Source organism: Halomonas sp. NCCP-2165 (assembly GCF_023708045.1).
GTDB classification, from domain to species: domain Bacteria; phylum Pseudomonadota; class Gammaproteobacteria; order Pseudomonadales; family Halomonadaceae; genus Bisbaumannia; species Bisbaumannia pacifica.
This window is the reverse complement of sequence record NZ_BRCY01000029.1, coordinates 1-23,126: the sequence shown is the minus strand read 5'-3', so window position 1 is coordinate 23,126 and position 23,126 is coordinate 1. Positions and strand designations below refer to the sequence as shown.

General features: G+C 64.2%; 21 protein-coding genes. 8 read left to right on the top strand and 13 right to left on the bottom strand.

Features of this window, described 5'->3' with window-relative positions:
• Position 1 precedes the first annotated feature (1 nt).
• The 6 genes from NFU04_RS13585 to fliD form a co-directional block, all read right to left on the bottom strand.
• Complete coding sequence (locus tag NFU04_RS13585; RefSeq protein ID WP_251309988.1) at positions 2 to 340, bottom strand: hypothetical protein; 339 nt, start codon at positions 338 to 340, stop codon at positions 2 to 4.
• A 189-nt stretch (positions 341 to 529) separates the two neighbouring features.
• Positions 530 to 1,864, bottom strand: a complete 1,335-nt coding sequence (locus NFU04_RS13580) for a UDP-glucose dehydrogenase family protein (protein ID WP_251309987.1) — start codon at positions 1,862 to 1,864, stop codon at positions 530 to 532.
• Between the two features lie 245 nt (positions 1,865 to 2,109).
• Positions 2,110 to 3,420 (bottom strand): hypothetical protein, encoded by a 1,311-nt coding sequence (locus tag NFU04_RS13575; RefSeq protein WP_251309986.1) that lies wholly within the window; start codon positions 3,418 to 3,420, stop codon positions 2,110 to 2,112.
• A 7-nt stretch (positions 3,421 to 3,427) separates the two neighbouring features.
• On the bottom strand, positions 3,428 to 5,719 hold the full coding sequence (locus NFU04_RS13570; protein ID WP_251309985.1) for a glycosyltransferase: 2,292 nt from the start codon (positions 5,717 to 5,719) through the stop codon (positions 3,428 to 3,430).
• 173 nt (positions 5,720 to 5,892) lie between these two features.
• Positions 5,893 to 6,726, bottom strand: coding sequence for a flagellin N-terminal helical domain-containing protein (locus NFU04_RS13565; protein WP_251309984.1), 834 nt, complete (start codon positions 6,724 to 6,726; stop codon positions 5,893 to 5,895).
• Positions 6,727 to 7,061: 335 nt separating this feature from the next.
• Positions 7,062 to 8,420 (bottom strand): flagellar filament capping protein FliD, encoded by a 1,359-nt coding sequence (gene fliD, locus NFU04_RS13560; RefSeq protein WP_251309983.1) that lies wholly within the window; start codon positions 8,418 to 8,420, stop codon positions 7,062 to 7,064.
• Positions 8,421 to 8,644: 224 nt separating this feature from the next.
• On the opposite strand from fliD, the gene NFU04_RS13555 reads away from it, so the two are divergent.
• Positions 8,645 to 9,037 (top strand): hypothetical protein, encoded by a 393-nt coding sequence (locus NFU04_RS13555; RefSeq protein WP_251309982.1) that lies wholly within the window; start codon positions 8,645 to 8,647, stop codon positions 9,035 to 9,037.
• Between the two features lie 201 nt (positions 9,038 to 9,238).
• Here NFU04_RS13555 and NFU04_RS13550 read toward each other — a convergent pair whose 3' ends face one another.
• From NFU04_RS13550 to NFU04_RS13525, 6 genes are all read right to left on the bottom strand, one after another.
• Positions 9,239 to 10,150, bottom strand: coding sequence for an Rpn family recombination-promoting nuclease/putative transposase (locus NFU04_RS13550; protein ID WP_251309981.1), 912 nt, complete (start codon positions 10,148 to 10,150; stop codon positions 9,239 to 9,241).
• Positions 10,151 to 10,284: 134 nt separating this feature from the next.
• Positions 10,285 to 10,473, bottom strand: coding sequence for an Rpn family recombination-promoting nuclease/putative transposase (locus tag NFU04_RS13545; RefSeq protein WP_251309980.1), 189 nt, complete (start codon positions 10,471 to 10,473; stop codon positions 10,285 to 10,287).
• 251 nt (positions 10,474 to 10,724) lie between these two features.
• Entirely contained in the window at positions 10,725 to 12,494 is a 1,770-nt protein-coding gene (locus tag NFU04_RS13540) for a putative bifunctional diguanylate cyclase/phosphodiesterase (protein ID WP_251309979.1), read from the bottom strand.
• A 38-nt stretch (positions 12,495 to 12,532) separates the two neighbouring features.
• Complete coding sequence (locus NFU04_RS13535) at positions 12,533 to 13,852, bottom strand: sensor domain-containing diguanylate cyclase (RefSeq protein ID WP_251309978.1); 1,320 nt, start codon at positions 13,850 to 13,852, stop codon at positions 12,533 to 12,535.
• Positions 13,853 to 14,144: 292 nt separating this feature from the next.
• Entirely contained in the window at positions 14,145 to 15,107 is a 963-nt protein-coding gene (locus NFU04_RS13530) for an OmpA/MotB family protein (protein WP_251309977.1), read from the bottom strand.
• Positions 15,097 to 15,966 carry a motility protein A gene (locus tag NFU04_RS13525; RefSeq protein ID WP_251309976.1) on the bottom strand — a complete coding sequence of 290 codons (870 nt, stop codon included), beginning with the start codon at positions 15,964 to 15,966 and terminating at the stop codon, positions 15,097 to 15,099. The genes NFU04_RS13530 and NFU04_RS13525 overlap by 11 nt, the downstream gene beginning before the upstream one ends.
• Before the next feature lie 112 nt (positions 15,967 to 16,078).
• On the opposite strand from NFU04_RS13525, the gene NFU04_RS13520 reads away from it, so the two are divergent.
• The gene (locus tag NFU04_RS13520; RefSeq protein WP_251309975.1) at positions 16,079 to 16,435 is read left to right on the top strand and encodes a flagellar protein FlaG; all 357 of its coding nucleotides are present in this window, start codon (positions 16,079 to 16,081) and stop codon (positions 16,433 to 16,435) included.
• 30 nt (positions 16,436 to 16,465) lie between these two features.
• On the opposite strand, the gene fliE is transcribed toward NFU04_RS13520, so the two are convergent.
• Positions 16,466 to 16,783 carry a flagellar hook-basal body complex protein FliE gene (gene fliE / locus NFU04_RS13515; protein WP_251309974.1) on the bottom strand — a complete coding sequence of 106 codons (318 nt, stop codon included), beginning with the start codon at positions 16,781 to 16,783 and terminating at the stop codon, positions 16,466 to 16,468.
• A 267-nt stretch (positions 16,784 to 17,050) separates the two neighbouring features.
• Here fliE and fliF point away from each other — a divergent pair, with 267 nt between their 5' ends.
• The 6 genes from fliF to NFU04_RS13485 form a co-directional block, all read left to right on the top strand.
• The gene (gene fliF, locus NFU04_RS13510; RefSeq protein ID WP_251309973.1) at positions 17,051 to 18,799 is read left to right on the top strand and encodes a flagellar basal-body MS-ring/collar protein FliF; all 1,749 of its coding nucleotides are present in this window, start codon (positions 17,051 to 17,053) and stop codon (positions 18,797 to 18,799) included.
• Entirely contained in the window at positions 18,792 to 19,802 is a 1,011-nt protein-coding gene (gene fliG, locus NFU04_RS13505; RefSeq protein WP_251309972.1) for a flagellar motor switch protein FliG, read from the top strand. Before fliF ends, fliG begins: the two co-directional genes overlap by 8 nt.
• Positions 19,795 to 20,523 carry a flagellar assembly protein FliH gene (gene fliH / locus NFU04_RS13500; RefSeq protein ID WP_251309971.1) on the top strand — a complete coding sequence of 243 codons (729 nt, stop codon included), beginning with the start codon at positions 19,795 to 19,797 and terminating at the stop codon, positions 20,521 to 20,523. Before fliG ends, fliH begins: the two co-directional genes overlap by 8 nt.
• Before the next feature lie 4 nt (positions 20,524 to 20,527).
• Entirely contained in the window at positions 20,528 to 21,895 is a 1,368-nt protein-coding gene (gene fliI, locus NFU04_RS13495) for a flagellar protein export ATPase FliI (RefSeq protein ID WP_251309970.1), read from the top strand.
• Complete coding sequence (gene fliJ, locus NFU04_RS13490; RefSeq protein ID WP_198057417.1) at positions 21,892 to 22,359, top strand: flagellar export protein FliJ; 468 nt, start codon at positions 21,892 to 21,894, stop codon at positions 22,357 to 22,359. Before fliI ends, fliJ begins: the two co-directional genes overlap by 4 nt.
• A partial coding sequence (locus NFU04_RS13485) for a hypothetical protein (RefSeq protein ID WP_251309969.1) occupies positions 22,359 to 23,126 on the top strand: 768 nt, incomplete at its 3' end. The genes fliJ and NFU04_RS13485, both read left to right, overlap by 1 nt.

The window sequence follows — 23,126 nt, the reverse complement described above, 5'->3', positions numbered from 1 at the left end:
ATCACTCCCTGGTACTCTCCCCCAACCCCAACTGCCGATGCATGCTCTCCAGGGTGGCCAGCGCCTCCTGCTCGCTGGCATCCGGCTCGAGAATCGCATTCCCCTTGCCCTCCTCGGCACGGCGCAGATCATGGGCGTAGCGCCGGGTGAGGCTCTCGATATTCATGCGGATCGGCAACAGCTGCAGTGACAGGGCCTGACGCTGCTGCCGACGCCGGCTGCGCAGCTCCTCATCGAAGGACTCGCGAATCTGCCGATCCAGGGTCAGGGAGGCATAGGTCTCGATACGCCCCAGCTTGGGCAGGATATGCTCGAGAAAGTGGCGGGCGGTCAGGCTCATGGGGCTCCTCCGACGATAGGGGTAGGACATCACAGTGGAACAATGGCCTCCCCCTGCATATCGGCTATATTGGATAAAGCTTGAGAAAGCCGCTTGGCGACGACATCACCGAAGCACTGCGCGAGCGCCGAGTGGCCGGCTTTTACCACGGCTTACCCGATGACTAAGTGCCGACCTCCGATTCCCCGGTCAGTTCAGGGAAGCCCCTCGCCCCACGGCGTAGTACATGAGTCCCGCCTCCCTGACGAGGAACGGATCATAGAGATTGCGACCATCGACCACCACCGGGCTGCGCAAGGTCTGGCGTAGCCAGTGAAAATCCACGGCGCGAAACTCCTTCCACTCGGTGCAGATCACCAGGGCATCGGCCCCTTCGACCGCCGTCTCCCGGTCCCGGGTCAGCCGCAGGTCCACCCGCTCTCGATACAGTCTCCGGCACTCCTCCATGGCCTTGGGATCGAAGGCCCGCACCCTGGCCCCGGCCTGCCATAGCGACGCCAACAATTCACGGCTGGGAGCCTCGCGCATATCGTCGGTGTTGGGCTTAAAGGCCAGCCCCCAGACGGCGATGGTCTTGTCGGACAACTCGCCATCAAAGGCCTGAGAGAGCTTGTCGAACAGTGTGCGTTTCTGGCGCCGGTTGACCGCAGCCACCGCATCGAGCAACTCCGCCGCATAGCCGACCTCGGAGGCGGTCTTCGCCAGGGCGCTCACGTCCTTGGGGAAACAGGAGCCACCGTAGCCACATCCGGGGTAGATAAAGTGATAGCCGATACGCGGATCGGAACCGATGCCCCGGCGCACCTCCTCCACATCGGCACCCAAGCGCTCGGCCAGATTCGCCATTTCGTTGATAAAGCTGATCTTGGTGGCCAGCATGGCATTGGCGGCATACTTGGTCAGCTCCGCCGAACGCACGCTCATGAATACCAGTTTCTCTTGCAGGCGGATATAGGGGGCGTAACACTCACGCATCAGCGATCGGACGCGCTCGCTCTCGGTACCCACGATAATTCGCGCCGCATGGTTGAAGTCCTCGATGGCCGAGCCTTCCTTGAGGAACTCCGGGTTGGAGCACACCTCGAAAGGAACCTCCACGCCGCGCTCGGCCAGCACCTCGGCCACCCGCGCTCGTACCTTTTCGGCGGTACCCACCGGCACCGTAGACTTGTTGACGATAACCCTGAAGTCATTCATATCCCGGCCGATGCTCTCGGCCACCGCCAGCACATACTGCAGGTCGGCGCTACCATCCTCGTCCGGTGGCGTACCCACGGCGATAAACTGTAGGGTACCGAAGGCCACCGCCTCGGCGGCCTCGGTGGTGAAGTGCAGCCGTCCCGCCGCCAGGTTACGACGCACCAGCTCGCTCAGACCCGGCTCGTAGATGGGCATCTCCCCACGGCGGAGCCGGGCAATCTTGCCGACATCCACATCCATGCACATCACATGGTGCCCCACGTCGGCCAGGCAGCAGGCGGTAACCAGTCCTACATAGCCGCTGCCGAAGATAGTGATTTTCATCCGTCTTCCCTGCTTACTTTCAGCTCAGCGTATACCGGCGTAAAACGCCCTTTGGGGCTTAGGTTTCCCAAACGAATGGAATCTTCTCCCTCATCGGAATTAAATGAGAAGCCATCCAACTTCTGACACCATTTCGCCATACGAAAAGATGATTACCCATTTTGGGCTTTAGCACGCCAGAAGCATGGGAACACAGGTCTGTGTCTAAAGAATTATCACTGCCGGTGTCAAGCACTGAGTTAGCGTTAAATGCTATCCCCCCCATCCCTGCCACTGGATGTCAGAGCCAAGACCCTGGATACTCCCTTCTTCACTTTCTCAGCTCCACCTAGACTATAGTCAACAGCCTTCTCTGGCACTCTCACCAGATCAGACTCATCGATCTCACCGATCCTAAACAACAGCCCTGTTGAAAACTCCTTCTCGACATCACCAATATAGTCAGAACAATAAACCGAGGGGATTCCGAAGTTCAGCGCATCAAGAGCGCAAGTTGACGAATAGGTAACATGCACACTTGTTCGGGAAAGAGAATCATTTATTGCAACCTTTCTAGAATCTTCAACTTTTGATTTAACACCCAGCTTTTTCAATTCCCTCTGTATTCCCATTGCCTCATCAAAGTGAAGGGGATGAGGCCTGATAACCACCTTGCTTTCTTTTATATTATACAATTCCCTTATTTCATCATAGGGAACAGGAATAGCTTTTGACTTCGGCTGGTGTGTATAAAGTATTCTTAGCCTATTACCTTCACGACCTCGCAAAAACGCGCCATCCCCAGAGTCACCAGATCCTGAGAAGACAGGGTTACCACCCTCCACAATATGGGAGAATGCATTAATAAAACTATCCTTTTCCAGCATTCTGGTTGCCATCGCACTCCAAGTCCAAAAAATATCCGGTAACAACGGACTACTCACCTCCCCTTCTCTAAACCTGGAATAAGCAAGGTGCTTAAATCCATTGATACCATGCTGCACGTCAATTACCGTTATACCCAGCATTTTACAAGCAAGAATAATTGGGAAGTAATTTAATCCATAATAAACACGAAATATTACAGCATCAACACCAGCGCGCGCTAAGGATTCATAATATCTTGAAACCATACCATTAAAAAAACAAAACCTTCCAACCAGATAGTCGCGAATATTTAATCCGCACATATTCAGCAAGCTTGAATCAAAAAAACCGATCTCTTCCTCTTGCTTGTTACTCAGGACTTTTTTCATCTTCGGCTCCATCAATTCTAGCTTGACGACAGAGACCCCCTTACCTTCAAACTCTTTCAGAACATTCCCCAGAAACCCCTCATCATAGAAGTATCCAACCTTGGATATCTTTCTTTTTTCAGGAAAAGCGTCAGGAGCCACACCTGAAAGCCTCGGCTTACGAACTTCAGGCTGATCAGCACTTCTCTTGGCCTCCTGTAGGCAAAAATGAAAGGCCTCACGAATCAAGGGCGAATAGGTCAACTGTACCCCTGCATCGAGACTGGAGACGATACGATCATAAATATCAAACTTTTCATTAGCCAGCATAGAAGCAGCCACCCTTAAGTCATTTCCCAATCAGTTCCAGTAGATTATCGTCCCGCCCCAAGAAGCCAGCTCCCTTCAAGAATTTTTCCTCAGATGCAGTAACAGGAGGCTCAGCATCAATAAAGGACGAAAAAAAACCCTGAGCTTCAAGAAACTCTACGGCCCGCTGCGGTTCAGCTGAGCTGATCATCTCAAAGGCCATATCATGCGCCTCGAATGCCTTGCTTAGCAAAAATGCAAGTTTCATCTTATGATCATCACTCAAGGCTGCCATGCGCTCATGGCTAGGCAACAGTAGCACGTCGGCACTTTCCTGCTCGGCGCCATACTGCACGGGCGCGTTCAGCTTTTCCGGAAGGTGACTGTGGTAGCCAATATTGTGGAAGCGATAGAAGCGAAAACCGTGGCGGCTAGCCCAGTGTTGCACCTCCGCCAGGCTAGTCTGGTGGTGATGGGTCGGCTGAAAAGCGATACGAACCTGGATCAGCAGGGTATCCTTGAGCGCTTGCTCGCCATGTTCCAGTACCGCCATGGCATCGCTCAACTCATCGAGAATCAGCCAGTCGAGACTTTCCAACCCATCAATGGAGTCAAGTGCTACGGTGTTGATAGGCAACTCGGCTATTTGCTTAGCGCCTAACTGGTGGCGTTGAGGTAACTTGTCTGCAGTCAATGGCGCGAGTGTACCGGTCATCTCCGGAGCTACACAGGCGTATAGCGTCGATTCTTTTCCATCGCCAAGCAGGGCATGCTGGAAAACTTGAATATCCTGACGGCCCTCATACTTCTGAATATCAGTTATTTCGCTGGCGGGATCAAACGCGACAATGCCAAATGCACCAGTCTCAACCAGTTTGATGGCCTGCCCACTCTTGAGCAAACTGGCGCGGTTGTCGAGCACTGTCACCCTGCCCTTGACCTGCCAAGTGAAGTTGCCGTTTGGTACCAGCGCTTGTGACCCGCAGCCCAGGTGGCTGCTAAACAGTTGTTGCAGGGAACGATCCACCTTGAACTCAGGTTTGGTGGCCCGGCTGGCCAACCTCTGGCGATGACGTTTCTTCTGACTGATGGTGAAGTCTTTGTTGCCGGCACGCAACCGTGCCAGAGGCGTCAGGGCAGCGAGCAGGCGTTCGGTAGCGCGATCGATATGATGCTTCTTTTCGCCCACCCGCCGGGCCTTTTCCACGTAGTCCTGATACTGTACCTGGTCATCAAAGAGTGTCACTACGGCATCGAATAGCGGTTGCAGCTCTGCATCACTGAGCAGATGCTGGTAGGGTTCTTGGTAACAGGCCTCGGGGAGGTCGAAAGCAATGCCAGCATCACCGATCATCTCGGGCATACCGCCACGATTAGTGATCAGCGCAGGGATACCATTGAGCATGGCTTCGGCCAGTACGCGGCCGGAGCTTTCCCACCACAGGCTGGGCGCGATCAGCACCCGGGCTCGGCTGTAAGGAGAACGCATATCGCTGGTATTAGGCGTGATCACCACATTGTTCAGCTCATTGCGGCGCCGACCCATGCGTTGGGTGGTGTCTCGTAGTACCGCCGACCAGTCGGCCCGTGCCTCTACCACTTCGAGCTCGATATCGGGCCGCTCGCGCTCCAGCTTTTCCGCTAGTTGCACGAACACGCTGGCGCCCTTCTGCCAACTGGGGTTGACAAACAACAGGCGTTTTCGCTCATGGTTTTCAGCTATGAAGTGTTCAGGGTCGATGAACTTACCCACCGGCTTGGCGGCGAAGCCTGTCGCTTTGCGGTACATATCTGCCGTGGCCTGACTATCGGTGAGGATCAGATCCACGTCGCGGCACCAGCGCGGAGACTTGTAGTTACCGTTGGCCAGGTAGAAGGCCACGGGAATGCCACGGTCGCGTGCTTCGTCGGCAATCAACATATCCAGGGTCTGGCCACCGTAGAACCACACGACATCTGGCTTGAATGAATCCAACAGATAGAGGTACTGACCGTACCAGGCACCCTCTTCATGAGTGGTGAAGTGGTTACGGTTGTGGCTGCCGCTCACTACCAGCTGGTGAGTCAGCGGGCCATCCTTGGCCTCGATCACCTGATGCAGGTGGGAGTCAAGATACGGGAACTGCTCCGAGAGCCTCCCCATGCCCTTGGGGTCATCGAACACGGTAGCGCCCAACACCTGGACCTCATAGCCACGTGCCACCAGTTGCAGCAGCATCTGGCGTACCGTCATGCTGGCGCCGCTTGAGGTATCCAGCAGGCAGAAAGGGTTGGCCCAGAGCAGGCGAGGCTTGCGCTGCTGGGCTACGGTAACGGAGGTTTTCTTGGCCATAAGGCAGCTCACACGAAAAAACGGTAGTGTGCCCAGCCTACTGCATCACAGCCATCCCCAAAGGAGGGAATGAGCCGACATTTGGGCGGTTTTTCTCGCGATCCCCCCATGCACAAAAACGGGGCCTCCCGGCCCCGTCGCTACATACGGCTTCAATTCTTTCGGCCAGACGATCAGCCCAGCAGCGAGAGCACGGACTGCGGCGTCTGGTTGGCCTGAGCCAGCATGGAGGTACCCGCCTGCTGCAGGATATTGGCGCGGGTCATATTCGACACTTCCACCGCGTAGTCGGCATCCTCGATCCGCGAACGGGCTTCGGAAAGGTTGGTGGAAGTCGTTGCCAGGTTATCGATCACCGAGTCGAAGCGGTTCAGCGTGGCGCCCAAGGTTGCCCGGTTGGTATCCAGGGTCTCAATGGCTGTATCAACATTATCAATGAGAGTTTGATACTCGGTAGAGCCACCACCAGAAATTGCAGCGGCAGAACCACTAATACCAAGTGTGGCGGTTGTGGCATCGAGAGTCACCACATCAATAACGTCTTCAGCATTCGTGTTAGCGCCAACCTGAATACTCAGGGTGCCACCACTTCCATTAAGAAGCTCGAGGCCATTAAAGTTTGCACTACCGGCGACCCTATCAATTTCTGCAACACGCTGAGAAATCTCGGTCTCAATTGAAGCTCGATCTTCAGCAGTGTTGGTATCGCTAGCGCCCTGAACCGCCAGCTCGCGGATGCGCTGCAGGTTGTTATTGATCTGGTCCAGGCCACCCTCCATGGTCTGCACCAGAGAGATGCCATCACTGGCGTTGCGGCTGGCCTGGTTCATGCCAGTGATCTGGGCAGTCATCTTGTTGGCGATGGCCTGACCCGCGGCATCGTCCTTGGCGCTGTTGATGCGCAGACCGGAGGAGAGGCGCTCCTGGGCAGCTTGCAGGGCGGACTGGGACTTGTTCAGGTTGTTCTGACCGATCAGGGCAGTGATGTTGGTATTGATCACGGACATGGTGATTTCCTTCTTGCGTTGAGGGCTCCATTGGCCGCCCCGAGCCATGCATCGGTGGGGCCTGCCGCAACGGCGCCGTTGGCCGTTACCCTAATTAACGGCCAACGCCGACGGGACTTTAGGGCCGGAGTGAATTTTTTTCTGCCAAGGGCCCTAGGCTTATTCTCTCCGCCCACTTCGGCTGGCCATCACCGCCCGGAAGGCCCGAGTGGTAGCTCCGATGGTGGCCTGAATCGAGCGACACAAGGGGCGGGCGCGCTATAGCGACGATCACAAACACCACGGGCCCGATAGCTATCGGGCCCGTAGGCTGCGGGAAGGCAAGTGGTCGTGGATTACTGCTTTGATTGGGCATTCAACATATCGAACTGCTGGCCGAGGTAGGCGCTCATGGAGTTCATCCGGGCGATCATCGAGTCGAGCTGACCGAACTGCTTGCGATAACGCTCCACGGTACGCTCGACACTCTCCTCTGTTCTCAGGTAACGCTCATCGAGGCGTTCCACTCGGCCTTCCGAACCGTCGATGGAGCGCTTTAGGATACCTTCGCTATCCAACACCTGATCCAGCGTCGCCCCCAGGCGCCCGGCCATACCGGCCTCCTCGCTATCACCGGCGAAGAAGTCGGCCAGCCCCTGGGGGTTGGTCGCAATCACCTCGTCGAGCTTGGCCTCGTCGAGGTCCAGGCGCCCCGTCTCCGTCAGCGAGATGCCCAACTGCGAGAAGAGCTCGATATCGCCACCAACCACCAGGTCGCCGAGATCACCGCTAAGCCGCGACTGGATATTGCGCACGGTACGATCCCCTACCAACTCGCCGGCGGTCTCGGCATCGCCGGTCACCGCGGTCATGCGCCCGATGGTGGACTTCATCTCGTTATAGGCGGAGACGAACTCTTGGACGGCCTCCTTGAGGGCCCCGCTGTCCTGCTCGATCACCACCGTGGCGGTCTTGCCTTCGGCGCTAGCATCCAGCTCGAGGGTGATGCCCTGAATGGCCCCCTCCACGGTGTTGGAAGCGCTGGTAATGGCGATGCCATTGATCGTCAGGGAGGCGTCTTGCCCGGCTATCCGAGTACCGGCGTCTTCCGCCAGGGCGGTATTGCCAAAGGTCATGTTCTTGATGCCGGCATCGAAGCCCGACTCGGTAGAGTTGAGAACCAGCCGGTAGCCGTTCGCACTGCCGTCATTGATGATCGACGCACTCACTCCGGCATCCGGGTCGGCATTGATCGCATCGCGCACCTGGTCGAGGGACCAGCCCTCCTCGAGGGCGATATCGACGTCGGCCTTGCCCTCGAAACTCAGCGTCAAGGTGTCTCCTCCAGCACCTACCAGCGGATCACCGCTGTTGGCCACACCCTGAGACGCCAGGCTCCCGGTCTTGGCGACCTGGGTCACGCTGACCTCATAGCGTCCGGCCACTGCATCTTCTCCGGCGATGGCATTGACGCCGTCGCCGGATACCTCGCTGGTCATGCTCTGATAGAAGGAGGCATCGTTCAGCTTGCTGACCGCGTCCTGGAACTTATCCAGGCCGGTTTGCAGGCGCCCATAAGCGGAGATCTTGGCCTGTTCCTGGGTGCGCTGGTCGACGATCGGCTGCAGCTTCTGGCGTTCGGCCGAGCGTAGCTGATCCAGCAAGCCATTCAGGTCGAGCCCCGACCCGACTCCAAGGGCTGAAATGGCTGGCATGATATGACTCCCTTAGGTAGAAAATAGGTTCTTGCCCTTACTATCGGCCGGCGCCGGGAGAACTTTAGGAAGAATTTCCTAGCAAGCAAACCAAGGCGCCTGATGGCGCCAATCGCCGAGGCGACAGACATCGCGCGCTGAAGCGTGCTCCTACAAAACCCCAGTGGCTCGACGGTGCTTGTGGGAACTCGGCTAGGCCGAGTAATGGGAGGGAGTTAGGCTCAATGCTGCTCGTCACGACGCAGTCTTGCCACGGCCTCGGCTTCCAGCCCCAGGATCTCGGCGATCATCTCGTCGCTCATCTCGGTGCGCTTGATCATCTTGAGGGCCGCTTCCCGCTGCGTCTCCTGGCGACCCTCCTGGCGGCCTTCCTGGCGGCCTTCCTGGCGGCCTTCCTGGCGGCCTTCCTGGCGGCCTTCCTGGCGGCCTTCCTGGAGACCTTCCTGGCGACCCTTTTCTTCCCAGCGCTCCGGCCATTTCTTGATACGCTCGGCCAACATGTCGTGTACCTCGTGAAGCTCTTGCAACTCGTTGAATTCCGGGAGCTCGACGCCCGGCGCCCAGCCACAAAACCGGATGATTTGATGGTGGTGTGGGAACTCGGCTATGCCGAGTGATGGGCCAGTGAAACCGAGGCGCCTGGCGGCGCCAATCGCTCGGAATCCGAGCTCCCACAAAACCTGTGGCTCAGCGAAGGCCTTGTGGGAACTCGACTGTGCCGAGTGATGGCCCCGGAAAACCGAGCTCCCACAAAACTTCAGTGGCTTGACGGTGCTTGTGGGAACTCGGCTAGGCCGAGTGATGAGAGGGAGTTAGGCTCAATGCTGCTCGTCACGACGCAGCCTTGCCACGGCCTCGGCTTCCAGCCCCAGGATCTCGGCAATCATCTCGTCGCTCATCTCGGTGCGCTTGATCATCTTGAGGGCCGCTTCCCGCTGCGTCTCCTGGCGACCCTCCTGGCGACCCTCCTGGCGACCCTCCTGGCGGCCTTCCTGGCGGCCTTCCTGGCGGCCTTCCTGGAGACCTTCCTGGCGACCCTTTTCTTCCCAGCGCTCCGGCCATTTCTTGATACGCTCGGCCAACATGTCGTGTACCTCGTGAAGCTCTTGCAACTCGTTGAATTCCGGGAGCTCGACGCCCGGCGCCCTTCCTGGCAGCAGGACTCGCCGCATCCAGACCACGAAGGCACGGCGCAACCCTGTCTGCTCCGGCGACTCGAGCCATTCGACCAAGGTGCCCAGTACCTGCAACAGGTCCTGTTCGTCGCGATTATGTTCCAGGCGGAACAGGGCCGCCACCACATTACGCTCGCTATCGGACCAGTCGGGGGCATTGACGATGGCACCCTCATCCAGCAACAGATAGCTTAGCTCGGGGCAGTAGCGCTCCAGTCCGCCCGGGACTCGCTCCACCAGGTCGGAGATATTTTCGGCCGCCTGCCAACGCTCCTCGCCATTGTAGAGCACCACCGGCAGGACCGGAGGCAGCTTGCCGCCGGGGGTCAGGGCCTTCTGGCGAATCAGGTCCTGATAGAGCAGGCCAAGGTAGGTCATGATACGCACGGCCATATACTTGTCGACGCGGCTCTGGAACTCCAGCAGCAAGTAGACATAGAGCCAGTCGTCACCCCAGCGCACGCGCCAGATGATGTCGTCCTCGCGGTCCCGAAGCTCATCGGTGACATAGGAGCCGCTTATTTTCGGTTCAACGCATTCTGGCGTGAACACCATGGTGGGATCTCGGTTAAAGCCAATTCCTGTCTTTGCACAAGGCCGCCGGGGTAGTAGGAGCCTGCTTCAGCAGGCGATGGGGAAGCAGGTGTAAATCGGCCAAGCCGGCCAAAATCGCCGGCTAAAGCCTGCTCCTACAATGGCTTGCTGGAGATCGACCATGTCGTGGCTTCACGCTGATCTGCGAAGAACCTTATTTTCTGCAACGTCGAGAAGTCGAGCCGCTCGACCCAGGCTTCCTTGACGAAGCCTTGCAGCAGGTCCTTGACCATCTGCGGATGGCTGAATAGCAACTTGTAGCTGTTGTCATGGTGGTTGGCCATGGCTCTCTCCGATCACCTCCGGCCGATGCAGTCTACCATGCCACCCGGAGTACCTGGCGGCGCCCCCACAACAGCCGACTGGCTCGGCAGTGGCCTTGTGGGAACCCGGCTAGGCCGAGTGATTAGCCGGGAAGACCAAGGCGCCTGATGGCGCCAATCGCCGGGGCGACAGACATCGCGCGCTAAAGCGTGCTCCTACAAAACCCCAGTGGCTCGACGGTGGCCTGTGGGAACCCAGTGGGGTGGCCGAATCAGCCCAGCTGCTGCCACTCCACCCGCCCCGGCCAGGTGGCCAGCCAGGCGGGCACTTGCTCCGGTGGCATGGGGCGGGCGATGCCGTATCCCTGGGCCTGTAGACAGCCCAGCCCGGCCAGGGCCCTGGCATGCTCCAGGGTCTCCACTCCCTCGGCGAGCATGGGTCGGCCGAAGCGCTTGGCCATGTAGATCACACTCTCGACGATGGCCATGTCGTTGCCATCCACCAGCATGTCGCGCACGAAGCTCTGGTCGATCTTGATCAGGTCCACCGGTAGCTGGCGCAGGTAGGTGAGCGAGGAGAAGCCGGTGCCGAAGTCGTCGATGGCGGTGGCGATACCCAGTGACTTGCAGCGATGAATCGCCTTCAGGGCGGCCTGGATATCATGCATGGCGGCACTCTCCAGCACCTCCAGCTTGAGCCGCTGCGGAGCTACCCGCGGATGGTGCGCCAGCAGCTGCTCCAGGCATGCCATGAAGTCCGCCTGCAGTAGGTGCACCGGGCTGATATTGACGCTGACCGGAAGCTCGATATCCGCCGCCTGCCACTCCCCCAACTGGCTCAGGGCACGGTGAATCACCCACTCGCCCAGGGCCGCCGCCAGGGGCGTTCCCTCCACCACCGGCAGGAACTCCCCCGGCGCCAGCAGGCCCCGCTCGGGATGCTGCCAGCGCACCAGGGCCTCCAGGCCGGTGACCCGGCCGCTGCCCATGTCCACCTGGGGCTGGTAGTAGAGGCACAGCTCGTCGTTGTCGATGGCCCGGGCGAAGCGCTCGCGCTGGGCCTGGCGCGCCTGCAGCTGGCGATCATGACCGGGATCGAAGCGGTGGTAGGTGTTACGGCCGCGCTGCTTGGCCCGATACATGGCCTGGGTGGCATGGCGCAGCAGGACATCGCCCTCCTGCTCGTCATCGGGGTAGAGGGTCACGCCGATGCTGGCGGTCAGGCGCAGCGACTGGCCATCCAGCAGTAGCGGCTGACGAATCGCCGTCAGCAGCCGCTCCAGGAAGGCCTCGTCGGGCTGGCGATGCAGCAGCAGCACGAACTCGTCGCCGCCGATACGCGCCAGCACCTCGTCGCCGGCCAGCAGCTGGCTGACCCGCCGGGCGAAGCTGGCCAGCAGCCGATCGCCGGCCAGCTCCCCTAACTGGTCATTGAGACGCTTGAAGTGATCGATATCCAGGCAACACACCGCCAGCGTATCGCCGCCCCCCTGGGCATGGGCGATGGCGTCCTGCAACAGCTGCGTCAGCAGCTTGAGGTTAGGCAACCCGGTCAGCGCATCGAAGTAGGCCTCGCGACTGGCGCGCCGGCGGGGCTCGCTCAGGGCACGATCCAGGGCGGTCAGGGTCACCACATGGTGGGAGGGGCTTCCGGCCGCATCGCACACCCGACGGAAGGAGAACAATACCGGCCGCGTCTCGCCCTGGGCATCGCATAGCTGCATCTCCAGGCGCCCCTGCTCTTGCTGAAGCAGCAGTTGCCAGTCCGCCAGGCACTGGGAGGCACCCTGCCGAGGCGCCACGATGGCCTCCGGCGAGGCGCCTCGCAGGGTGGCGCCGCCGTGACCTACCAAGGCTTCCAGGGCGGGATTCACCGCCAGGATGCGCTGCTCGGCATCGGTGATCAGCATCGCCTCGCTGGCGTCGTAAAACGCCTGCTCGGCCTGGGGCAGGGGCACGCGCCGTGCGCCGTGACGACGCTTGTCCGGCCCGACGCTCGGGCCCGTTTTCCGCTCCGGCACCAGCCCTTGAGAAGGACACATACTCGGGCTCCTTAGCCGGTCATTCTGTGCTTGTTATATTAGAATTCAACACTAAATCGATCGCCTTGGCCATCCATCACCACCCGGTTCCGCCCCCCTTCCTTGGCCCGATAGAGGGCCGCATCGGCCCGCTGCAGCAATGCGGCTCCCGAGTCGCCGCGGCGATAGCGGCTTCCCCCCAGGCTGATGGTCACCTCGAGTCCCGCGAAACGGGCACTCGCCACCGTCTGGCGCAGCCGTTCGGCGATCACCCTGGCGCCCGGGACATCGGTGCCCGGCAGCAGTAGGGTGAACTCCTCGCCGCCCCAGCGTGCCAACAGGTCGCTGGAACGCAGGCAGGCCTGCACTCGACGCGCCAACGCCTGGAGGACGGCATCGCCACGCTCATGACCATAGCGGTCGTTGACCGCCTTGAAATGGTCGATATCGAAGATCAGCAGCGACAGCGGCCGGTCGAGGCACCGTGCCTCGGCCAGGGCCTCCGCCAGGGCGTCATCGAAGCCGCGGCGGTTGAGCACCCCGGTGAGATGATCCCGGGTCGCTTGCTGGGCCAGCTCGCGCTCCATGCGCTTGCGCTCGCTGATGTTATGGAATACCGCCACGAAATTGCGGATCTCGCCGTTATCGTCGCGCACCGCGGTGATCGATTGCCAGAGCGGGTAGACCTCCCCGGCCTTGTTGCGATTCCAGATCTCCCCCTGCCAGTGGCCGGTACTCAATACCGCCTCCCACAGCGCCGCATAGAAGGCGTCGTCGTGACGCCCCGACTTGAAGAGCCGCGGCGTCTCGCCGACCACTTCCTCGGCGCGGTAGCCGGTGATGGCGGTAAAGGCCGCATTGACCCGCTCGATGCGCATCTCGGCATCGGTGATCAGGGTCGCCTGGCCGGTCTCGAAGGCGGTGGCCAGCAGGCGCAGCTCGCTCTCGTGGCGCTTGCGCTGGGTGATGTCCTCCTTGACCACCACATAGCGCACCGCACCGCTGACTTCATCGCGCACCGGGGTGATGATCTCCGCCTCCCAGTAGAGCTCGCCGCTCTTCTTGCGGTTGAGCAGTTCGCCGCGCCACACCTCGCCGGCCTCGAGGGTACGCCACAGCGACTGGTAGACCGCCAGCGGGGTATGCCCCGACTTGATCAGCGCCGGCGTCTGGCCCAGCAACTCGTCCCGGCGGTAGCCGGTGACCGCGATAAAGCGCCGATTGACGAATTCGAAGCGCCCCTCGGCGTCGGTGATCGCCGTGGCCACCGGGCTCTGCTCGATGGCCACGGCCAGCAGGCGGCAGTCGACACCGGTGGTCGCGAACGGGTCGAGCCGGTCGCTTGGCGGGCACTCCAATCCCCGAATAGGCTCCTGCATCTGCTGAAAACTCCCTAGTTGTTATTGTGCCGGGCTCCAGGACACGATCCATCCTAAGCGCAGATCGCTCGCTTGGGGCGGATACCGCCTATCAGCGGCCAGCCCTCCTGGACAAGGTCTTCCCTGGGTCGAGGAAACATTCGAAATAACGAAAGTAGGCGAGTTATCGCCGATGCGGGTTGATGCAGATCAACAAAGGGGGAATGCGCTTATCGCGGGGTGACGGGGGCTCGGCTCCGCCGGCATCCGCGCTTGCATATTGGAAGGGCCAGCCTCGACGGGTCACGACGGCTTATAAGTGAACGATCACTTCCACCCGGCGGTTGGCGGCGCGGCCCTCGGCGCTGGCGTTATCGGCCAGGGGGCGGGTCGCCCCGTAGCCGACGGCGCGCAGCCGCGAGGTCGCGACGCCGGCGCCCTCCAGCTGGCGCAGGATGGCGATGGCCCGGGCCGAGGAGAGCTCCCAGTTGGAGGGGAAGCGGTCGGTGAAGATGGGCCGGTCGTCGGAGTGTCCCTCCACCGAGACGGTGCCCTCGTAGCGCTGGATGATCGCCACCAGGCGCGCGATCAGCTCGCGCCCGGCCTCGCTCAGCTCGGCGGTGGCGCTGTCGAAGAGCAGCCGATCCTGAATGCGCAGGTTGAGCCCCTCCGCCACCGGCGAGATCTCCACCCCCTCCAGGCTGGGCAGCGCGCGGGCCTCGTCGAGGCGAGCGCTCACTCCGGCCTGGAGCCCCTCGGCGGCGGCCAGGGCCTCGGCATCGAGGCGCCGGGTATTGCTCGGCGCCCGCTCGGTGACCACCAGGGTCAGGTCGTCCCAGGCCTCGGGGTCGAGCTCCTCGTGGAGGGCCAGGGCCGGCCGCGCCGGCGCCGCCTGCGGCATGGCGAAGGGCACGCTGGCCACCACCAGGGCCGGCGCCGGCGCGGCGGGACGCGGCGGCGTCCAGTCGATGGGCCGCGGTAGGTCGAGAGGATCCCGGCCGTGCGGGCGCGGCGGCGCCGGCACCCGCGGCCCCGCGGCCACCTCCAGCGCCGCCGCCAGGGCGAAGAAGGAGAGCTCGGCGGGCGGCGCGCCGCCCTCGGCGGGACTGGCCTCGGCGGGACCGCGCCACACTGAGGCCAGCGACAGCAGCAGCGCGAACAGCGCCACCAGCAGCGTCATCATGTCGATATAGCTGAGCATCCAGCCCGCCTGCCCCTCCTCGGGCTCGAGCTCCTCGAAGAGGGCGTCGTGACGATGGCGATCCCTAGCCGGCATGGGAGGCCCCGCGCTCGTCGTCGGTCGCGGCGGCCGCCCGCCGGCGCAGCCGCCAGCGGGGCGCCGGGGCATCGCCCTCCTGCCCCCGGCCGTCGCGCAGTTCGTCGTGGTGATGGGCGATAAAGGAATTGAGACTCTCCTCGATCACCGAGGGCAGGCGGCGCCGCGACATCAGCGAGATCCCCTCGAGGATCATGTTCATGGCGATCAGGCGCTGCTCGGTGCGCCGCTCCAGCTTGACGGCGATGGGCTTCAGCACCAGGTTGGCCAGCACGATGCCGTAGAAGGTGGTCAGCAGGGCCACCGCCATGCGCTCGCCGATCACCGTCAGCTCGCCGGCCTCGATCACCCCCAGCATGTTCACCAGTCCCACCAGGGTGCCGATCATGCCGAAGGCCGGGGCATAGAGGGCCATGGTGCGGAAGATCTGCGCCTCGGCCCGCTCCCGGGCCTTGAGCCGGGCGATACGCCAGCGCAGCAGATCATGGATCTCCTCGTCGGCGGTGTGATCGATCACCAGTTGCACCCCGGTGCGCAGGAAGGGGTTGGGGCAGGTCTCCAGGCGCCGCTCCACCGCCCGCACGTCGCCCTTGAACCACAGCCGCGCCAGGGCCACCAGCACGTCGATGTCTTCGCGCTCGTGGTGATTCTCGCGGCGAAACACCAGGCCCACCAGGCGCACCACCCGCACCACCTCACGCAGCGGATAGCTGATAAAGGTGGCCGCCAGGGTGCCGATGACCACGATGGCCAGCCCCGGCAGGTTGAGGAAGGCGGTGGCGCTGTCGGCGCTCCACAGCACCACGCTGGCCAGCATCAGGACGCTGGCGACGATTCCGATCAGGGTGGAGGGATTCATGATTCAGGCTCTCGCTTGGCCACCATTAGCCAGGGCTAAAGTTCCCCCGCCGCCGGCCGATAGATTCGAAAAGAAAAACAAGACGTCAACCACCACTGTGAGGGATTTCACCATGAGTCACCCGATAGCGGATGTCAGTGCCCATGCCCCCGGCTCACCGCTCAATGACCTGACCCCGCGCCAGCGGGTCGAGACCCTGCTGGCCCACCTGCCCACCGCCGGCGGCCAGCTCGCCGAGGCCGAGCCACCCGCCGAGGGCGACCTGGTGGAACCCCTGCAGCGCGTCAACGAGGTGATGCGCCAGCATGGCATCGAGTTCGAACTCGCCGACACCGGTAACCGCACCATCACGCGCATCGTCGATCGCGACAGCGGCGAGCTGATCCGCCAGATCCCCACCGAAGAGCTCCTGGCCATCGCCGAGCGCCTCGACGAGATGCGCGGCCGACTGATCTCCCTCGAGGCCTGAGCCCCTCGCAGACCACCGGCCACGAGCGCATCAGACCTGCATATTCATCACGTCCCGGTAGGCGCTGACCAGGCGGTTGCGTACCTGCAGGCCCATCTGGAAGGCCACGCTGGCCTTCTGCATATCGACCATGACGTCGTTGAGCGCCACGTCCGGGTCGCCGGCCTGGAAGGCCGTGACCTGGGCATTGGCGGTCTGCTGCAGGCGATTGATGCGCTGGATGGAATGGGCCAGCTCGGCGGCGAAGCCCCCCTGGGCCGCGGCGCTGGCGTTCGGCGCGGTATTGGCGGCCTGGCTGGCCAGGCCCTGCATCTGTTGCAGGGCGGCATGGATCGCGGGGGTGGACATGGGCAAATCGGCTCCTGTGACACGCTGAGAGGAGGCTAGCAGCCTCTTCCCTCGGACCAAGCCGGCAAATGCGACTGAAAAACCCGACTATTCCCACCTTTGGGCTGGTGAGGCACGCCGATAATGGCGGTCATCACAGTTCCGCCCGGTCACCCGGGGCGGCAAACCGCGATGAATGGATATCACCATGCCCCATGCCCCTCTGCTACTCACCATGGCCCTGACTGCCTGGTCGCCGTGCTCCCCCGCTGACGCCGGGAGGCACGCATGAGCGAAGGGACCACCGCCCGCGGCGAGGCGCCCCAGGAGTCCCTGCAGCGGCGCCTGCTACGCCAGCTGCGCGGCAACCCCCTGCTGCCCCTGCTGTTGGCCGGCGCAGCCGTGGTGGCCATCGTCGTGGCCCTGATGCTCTGGGCCCGTAGCCCCGACTACCGGGTCCTCTACAGCAACCTCAACGAGGCCGACGGCGGGCGTATCATCGGCGAACTGGATAGTCGCGGTGTGCCCTATCAGCTGAGTCAGGGCGGCCAGGCCCTGCTGGTGCCCGGCGACCAGGTCCACACCCTGCGCCTGCAGCTGGCCGAACAGGGCCTGCCCCAGGGCGGCAACGTCGGCTTCGAGCTGATGGATAGCCAGGCCTTCGGCATCAGCCAGTTCGCCGAGCAGATCAACTTCCAGCGCAGCCTGGAGGGCGAGCTGTCCCGCTCCATCGAATCCCTGGGCCCGGTCTCCCGGGCCCGGGTGCATCTGGCCCTGGCCAAGGAGTCGGTGTTCGTCCGCGAGCGCGAGCCCGCCACCGCCTCGGTGATCCTCACCCTCCACGGCGGGCGCACCCTCGGCGAGGGGCAGGTGATGGCCATCGCCCATATGGTCTCCAGCAGCGTGCCGGAACTGGCCACCGAAGACGTCACCGTGGTGGACCATAACGGTCGCCTGCTCTCCCAGCCCGGCGGCCCGGGCCGCGACCTGGACGGCACCCAGCTCGACTATGTGCAAGAGGTGGAGCGCTCCTACCAGCGGCGTATCGAGAACATCCTGATCCCGGTGCTGGGGCGGGCCAATGTGCGTGCCCAGGTCACCGCCGAGGTGGATTTCACCCGCCGCGAGGAGACCGCCGAGCGCTACGCGCCCAATCAGGACCCGCAACGGGCCGCCGTGCGCAGCCTGCAGCACAGCGCCGACTATCGAGGCAGCGACGACCTGGCCCGGGGCATCCCCGGCGCCCTGACCAATACCCCGCCGGGGGTGGCCCCCGCGCCGATCAATAACCCGCCCGAGGAAGACGCGGATGGGGAGGAGGTCGCCGAGGACGAGGAGACCCAGGGCGAGGCCGCCAACGCCCGCCTGAGCCAGGACCGGGTGATCAACTACGAAGTGGATCGCAACGTCGCCCATATCCAGCACGAACGGGGCCGGGTGGAGCGCCTCTCGGTGGCGGTGGTGGTCAACTATCGCGACGGCCTCGACGAAGCGGGGGAGCCGACGGCCCTGCCCCTCAGCGACGAGGAGCTCGACCAGATCCAGCGCCTGACCCGCCAGGCCATGGGCTTCTCCCCCGCCCGCGGCGATGCCCTGGAGGTGGTCAACAGCCCCTTTACCCCGACCGAGGATCCCGCCGCGGAGCTCGCCTGGTGGCAGGACCCGGAGCTCCAGGGGCTGATCTTCGGCATCGCCCGCTATGTGCTGGTGCTGCTGGCCGCCCTGCTGCTCTATTGGCTGGTGCTGCGCCCGCTGATCAAGCGCTACACCGAGACGCCGGCGCCCATCGCCGTGCCCGCCGGCGCCTCCGGCCAGCTGCTCGCCAGCATCGGCGACGAGGACGACGCCGGCAACGAGCCGGCCGAGGGCGAGGCCCGCGGTGAAGCCGACGAGGGCGGCCGCGAGGGACGCGAACAGAAGCGCCGCCGCAAGGCCGGCGCCTACGAGCAGAATCTCAACGATCTGCGTGAACTGGCACAGGAGGATCCGCGCCTGGTCGCCATGATCCTCAGCAGCTGGGTGAACGACGATGAGTAATGCCACGAGCACCGAGATGAGCGGCGTGCGCCGCAGCGCCATCCTGCTGCTGGCCCTGGACGAGGACAGCGCCGCCGAGGTGCTGAAGTTCATGGGCCCCCAGGAGATCCAGGAGGTCAGCCAGGAGATGGCGCGCCTCAACCAGGTCTCGCATAACGACATGCGCCGGGTGCTGGAGCACTTCTTCCGCGACAGCGAGGAGCTCTCGGCGCTGAACATCAACTCCAGCGACTATATCCGCTCGGTGCTGACCAAGGCGCTGGGCGGCGAACGCGCCTCCAGCCTGATCGAGGATATCCTCGAGGCCCACAACACCAACTCCGGCATCGACTCCCTCAACCTGATGGAGCCCTCGATGGTGGCCGAGCTGATCCGCGAAGAGCACCCGCAGATCATCGCCACCATCCTGGTTCACCTGGAGCGCCACCAGGCCGCCGACGTGCTGGAGCTGTTCGACGACAAGCTGCGCAACGACGTGGTGCTGCGGATCGCCACCTTCAGCGGCGTGCAGCCCGCGGCCCTGCAGGAGCTCACCGAAGTGCTCGGCAGCATGCTCGACGGCCAGAACCTCAAGCGCAGCAAGATGGGCGGCGTGAAGACCGCCGCCGAGATCCTCAACCTGATGAACACCAGTCAGGAAGAGGTGGCGGTGGAGACCATTCGCGCCCACAGCGAGGACCTGGCCCAGAAGATCCTCGACGAGATGTTCGTCTTCGAGAACCTGCTCGACCTGGACGACCGCTCCATCCAGTTGCTGCTCAAGGAGATCGACACCAACGCCCTGGTGGTGGCCCTCAAGGGCTCCGCCGCGGAGCTGGTGGACAAGTTCACCCGCAACATGTCCCAGCGCGCCTCCCAGCTGCTTCGCGAGGACATGGAGGCCCGCGGCCCGATCCGCCTCTCCCAGGTGGAGGCCGAGCAGAAGACGATCCTGCAGGTGGTGCGCCGCCTGGCGGACGGCGGCGAGATCGTGCTGAGCGGCGGAGACGATACCTATGTCTGAGTCCCGTCGCCTCGACGCCCAGGACGACAGCTGGCGCCGCTGGCAGATGGAGGAGCTGGGCAGCGATGCCGCCGGGCCCGGCCCGGCGGAGCGCGAGCGGCGCCGCCGCGAGGCCCAGCGCCAGGCCAGCCGGCGCCGTGACGAGGAGCTGGCCCGGCTGCGCGAGCAGGTACGCCAGGCGGCCCGCGAAGAGGGCTATCGGGCGGGCCTGGCCAGCGGCCAGGAAGAGGGCCATGCCCAGGGACTCGCCGAGGGGCGCGCCGCCGCCGAGGCGGAGCTGCAACAGCGCCTGGAGGAGACACTGACCCCGCTGCGGTCGCTGGCGGCGAGCTTTCGCGAGGCCCTGGACGGTCTCGACGACCAGGTGGCCGAGGAGCTGGTGGCCCTGGCCCTGGCCACCGGCCGCCAGTTGGCCGGGGAGGCCCTGGTGGCACGCCCCGAGCAGATCGTCGACCTGGTGCGCGAGCTGCTGCACGTGGAGCCGCCGCTGAATGGCGGCACCCGGCTCTGGCTGCATCCCGACGACCTGGCCCTGGTGACGCCGGTACTGGGCGAGGAACTCGTCGCCCTAGGCTGGAAGCTGCAACCCGACGACGCCCTCTCCCGGGGCGGCTGCCGGGTCACCAGCGCCAGCGGCGAGCTGGATGCCACCTGGGAACGGCGCTGGGAGACGGTCACCGAACGCCTGCGTCACCGCGCCGCCGCGCCCGGCGGAGACTGACGCCATGGTCGAGGCCGTTAGCAACCCCCATCGGCGCCACTGGTGCCAGGCCCTGGGACGGGCCCGGCGCCGGGTCGAGGCGCTGCCCGCCTACCGGGTCAGCGGGCGCATCACCCGCGCCACCGGCATGGTGCTGGAGGCGGTGGGCCTCAAGGTGCCCCTGGGCAGCGCCTGCCGTATCGAGCTGGCCGAGAGCTTCGCCGAGGCGGAGGTGGTGGGCTTCTCCGGCGACCAGCTGTTCCTGATGCCGCTGGAGCCGATCAGCGGCCTGACCCCCGGCGCCCGGGTGCTTCCCCTCGGTGAGGGCGCCCAGAGCGCGCGGCGCTTCCCCCTGGGCGAGGCACTGCTGGGCCGGGTGGTGGACGGCAACGGCCGCCCCCTGGACGGCGGCGAACCGCTGGCCGAGGCGCCCCATGCGCCCCTGGCCACGCCGCCCCTCAACCCGCTGTCCCGGGCGCCCATCGAGGAGCAGATCGACGTGGGCATCCGCGCCATCAACGCCCTGCTCAGCGTCGGCCGCGGCCAGCGCATGGGCCTGTTCGCCGGCTCCGGCGTCGGCAAGTCGGTGCTGCTGGGGATGATGGCCCGCTTCACCCGCGCCGATGTCATCGTGGTGGGACTGATCGGCGAGCGGGGCCGCGAGGTACAGGACTTCATCGACAATATCCTCGGCCCGGAAGGGCGCCGCCGCGCCGTGGTGGTGGCGGCGCCCGCCGACACCTCGCCCCTGCAACGCCTGCAGGGGGCCGCCTACGCCACCCGCCTGGCGGAAGGCTTCCGCGATCAGGGCCGCGATGTGCTGCTGATCATGGACTCCCTGACCCGCTACGCCATGGCCCAGCGCGAGATCGCCCTGGCCATCGGCGAGCCCCCGGCCACCAAGGGCTATCCGCCCTCGGTGTTCGCCAAGCTCCCCAGCCTGGTGGAGCGGGCCGGCAATGCCGCCCGGGGCGGCGGCTCCATCACCGCCTTCTATACGGTGCTCACCGAGGGCGACGACCAGCAGGACCCCATCGCCGACTCGGCGCGGGCCATCCTCGACGGCCATATCGTGCTCTCGCGCCCCCTGGCGGAGGCCGGCCACTATCCGGCCATCGATATCGAGGCCTCGATCAGCCGTGCCATGACCGCCATCGTCGATCGCGATCAACAGGCCCGGGCACAGCACTTCAAGCAGCTCTTCTCCCGTTACCGGCGCAACCAGGACCTGATCAGCGTAGGCGCCTATACCCCCGGCCACGATCCGCAACTGGATCAGGCCGTGCAGCTCTACCCGCACCTGGAGCGCTTCCTGCAGCAGCGTATCGACGAGAGCGCCGCCATCGCCCCCACCCAAGAGGCCCTGACCCAGCTAATCGGAGGTACGTCATGAGTCAGCGTGGTCCCCTCGACACCCTGATCGAACTCGCCCAGGAGAGCCGCGACAAGGCCGCCCTGGGGCTGGCCCAGGCGCGTCAGGGCGAACAACAGGGCGTCGCCCAGGTGGAGACCCTGAAACGCTACCGTCAGGAGTATGCCGAGCGCCTGCAACGGGCCATGCAGGAGGGGATCGATCCCGCCTCCATGCACAACTATCAGCATTTCCTGCGCTCCCTGGATGACGCCATGGGGCGCGCCCAGCAGGCCCTGGAACAGCAGCGCCGCCAGGTGACGCGCAGCCAGCAGCAGTGGCAGGGCGAACAGCGCAAGCTCTCCTCCTACGACACCCTGGCCAGCCGCCGCGCCGACCAGGCCGAGCGGGTCCGCCAGCGCCAGGAGCTGCGCCTCAATGACGAACTCAGCCAGCTCGCCCTGCGGCGTGGCCGGACACCCCACTCTCTTCAGGGAGGTCACTGATGGACATTACCGCCCTGCTGGCCATGACGGCCGGCCGCCCCGGGGCCGCGCCCCGCTCCGACGCCGGCGACCCCGCCGCGGCCGCGGATTTCGCCGCCCTGCTGACTCGGACCGGCGCCCCGACGGCGAACGGCACGCCGGCACAGCGGCCCGCTGGCGGCGAGGCCGAGCCGGCGCTCGCGGCCCTGGCCCAGGCGCTCGATCTCGAGCCGGAGGCCCTGGCCAAGCTGCTGGACGATGCCATCGCCGCCCTCTCGGCGGAAGGCGAACTCCCCGAGGCGCTGGCCGGTCTCGCCGCTGATGCGCACAACGGCGCGCTTCCCGAGGCACTGGCCACGGCGCTTAATGATGCCCTGGCCGACCTCGCCACTCACATGGAAAGCGGCGAGCTCCCCGAGGCGCTGCGCCCCCTGGCCGAAGGCCTGAGCGAAGGCCAGGCCCCCGAGGCCCTCGCCCCACTGCTGGCGGCCCTGGCCGAGCGGCTGGGGGCCAGCGCGCCGGCACAGGCTACCGCCCCGCGGCCCATCGCGTCGGCCCAGGCCATGCCCCAGGATCCACGACTGGCGGAGATCGCCGCTCGCCTGGCCCTGGTGGCCACGCCCGAGGCGCCCCGTCCGGCCGATGGCGCCCTGCGGCGGCTAAGCAGCGAGCCGGCGGCACGCCATGGCGAGGGCGCCGCGAATGCCGCGGCCCCGGAACGGGCCGCCTCCCTGTCGGCCCTCCAGGCCGGCGGCGAGCGTCCCGCCCCCCTCGCCCCTGCCCTGGCC

What these genes read in the sequence shown, in the direction of transcription:
- NFU04_RS13545 (WP_251309980.1), bottom strand. Translation starts at nt 10,473, where the DNA reads ATGGCCAACCACCATGACAACAGCTACAAGTTGCTATTCAGCCATCCG.
- NFU04_RS13570 (WP_251309985.1), bottom strand. Translation starts at nt 5,719, where the DNA reads ATGGCCAAGAAAACCTCCGTTACCGTAGCCCAGCAGCGCAAGCCTCGC.
- fliJ (WP_198057417.1), top strand. Translation starts at nt 21,892, where the DNA reads ATGAGTCAGCGTGGTCCCCTCGACACCCTGATCGAACTCGCCCAGGAG.
- NFU04_RS13535 (WP_251309978.1), bottom strand. Translation starts at nt 13,852, where the DNA reads ATGCAGGAGCCTATTCGGGGATTGGAGTGCCCGCCAAGCGACCGGCTC.
- NFU04_RS13550 (WP_251309981.1), bottom strand. Translation starts at nt 10,150, where the DNA reads ATGGTGTTCACGCCAGAATGCGTTGAACCGAAAATAAGCGGCTCCTAT.
- fliH (WP_251309971.1), top strand. Translation starts at nt 19,795, where the DNA reads ATGTCTGAGTCCCGTCGCCTCGACGCCCAGGACGACAGCTGGCGCCGC.
- NFU04_RS13580 (WP_251309987.1), bottom strand. Translation starts at nt 1,864, where the DNA reads ATGAAAATCACTATCTTCGGCAGCGGCTATGTAGGACTGGTTACCGCC.
- NFU04_RS13525 (WP_251309976.1), bottom strand. Translation starts at nt 15,966, where the DNA reads ATGAATCCCTCCACCCTGATCGGAATCGTCGCCAGCGTCCTGATGCTG.
- NFU04_RS13540 (WP_251309979.1), bottom strand. Translation starts at nt 12,494, where the DNA reads ATGTGTCCTTCTCAAGGGCTGGTGCCGGAGCGGAAAACGGGCCCGAGC.
- NFU04_RS13565 (WP_251309984.1), bottom strand. Translation starts at nt 6,726, where the DNA reads ATGTCCGTGATCAATACCAACATCACTGCCCTGATCGGTCAGAACAAC.
- fliD (WP_251309983.1), bottom strand. Translation starts at nt 8,420, where the DNA reads ATGCCAGCCATTTCAGCCCTTGGAGTCGGGTCGGGGCTCGACCTGAAT.
- NFU04_RS13530 (WP_251309977.1), bottom strand. Translation starts at nt 15,107, where the DNA reads ATGCCGGCTAGGGATCGCCATCGTCACGACGCCCTCTTCGAGGAGCTC.
- NFU04_RS13555 (WP_251309982.1), top strand. Translation starts at nt 8,645, where the DNA reads ATGCTGCTCGTCACGACGCAGTCTTGCCACGGCCTCGGCTTCCAGCCC.
- fliE (WP_251309974.1), bottom strand. Translation starts at nt 16,783, where the DNA reads ATGTCCACCCCCGCGATCCATGCCGCCCTGCAACAGATGCAGGGCCTG.
- fliI (WP_251309970.1), top strand. Translation starts at nt 20,528, where the DNA reads ATGGTCGAGGCCGTTAGCAACCCCCATCGGCGCCACTGGTGCCAGGCC.
- NFU04_RS13520 (WP_251309975.1), top strand. Translation starts at nt 16,079, where the DNA reads ATGAGTCACCCGATAGCGGATGTCAGTGCCCATGCCCCCGGCTCACCG.
- NFU04_RS13585 (WP_251309988.1), bottom strand. Translation starts at nt 340, where the DNA reads ATGAGCCTGACCGCCCGCCACTTTCTCGAGCATATCCTGCCCAAGCTG.
- fliF (WP_251309973.1), top strand. Translation starts at nt 17,051, where the DNA reads ATGAGCGAAGGGACCACCGCCCGCGGCGAGGCGCCCCAGGAGTCCCTG.
- fliG (WP_251309972.1), top strand. Translation starts at nt 18,792, where the DNA reads ATGAGTAATGCCACGAGCACCGAGATGAGCGGCGTGCGCCGCAGCGCC.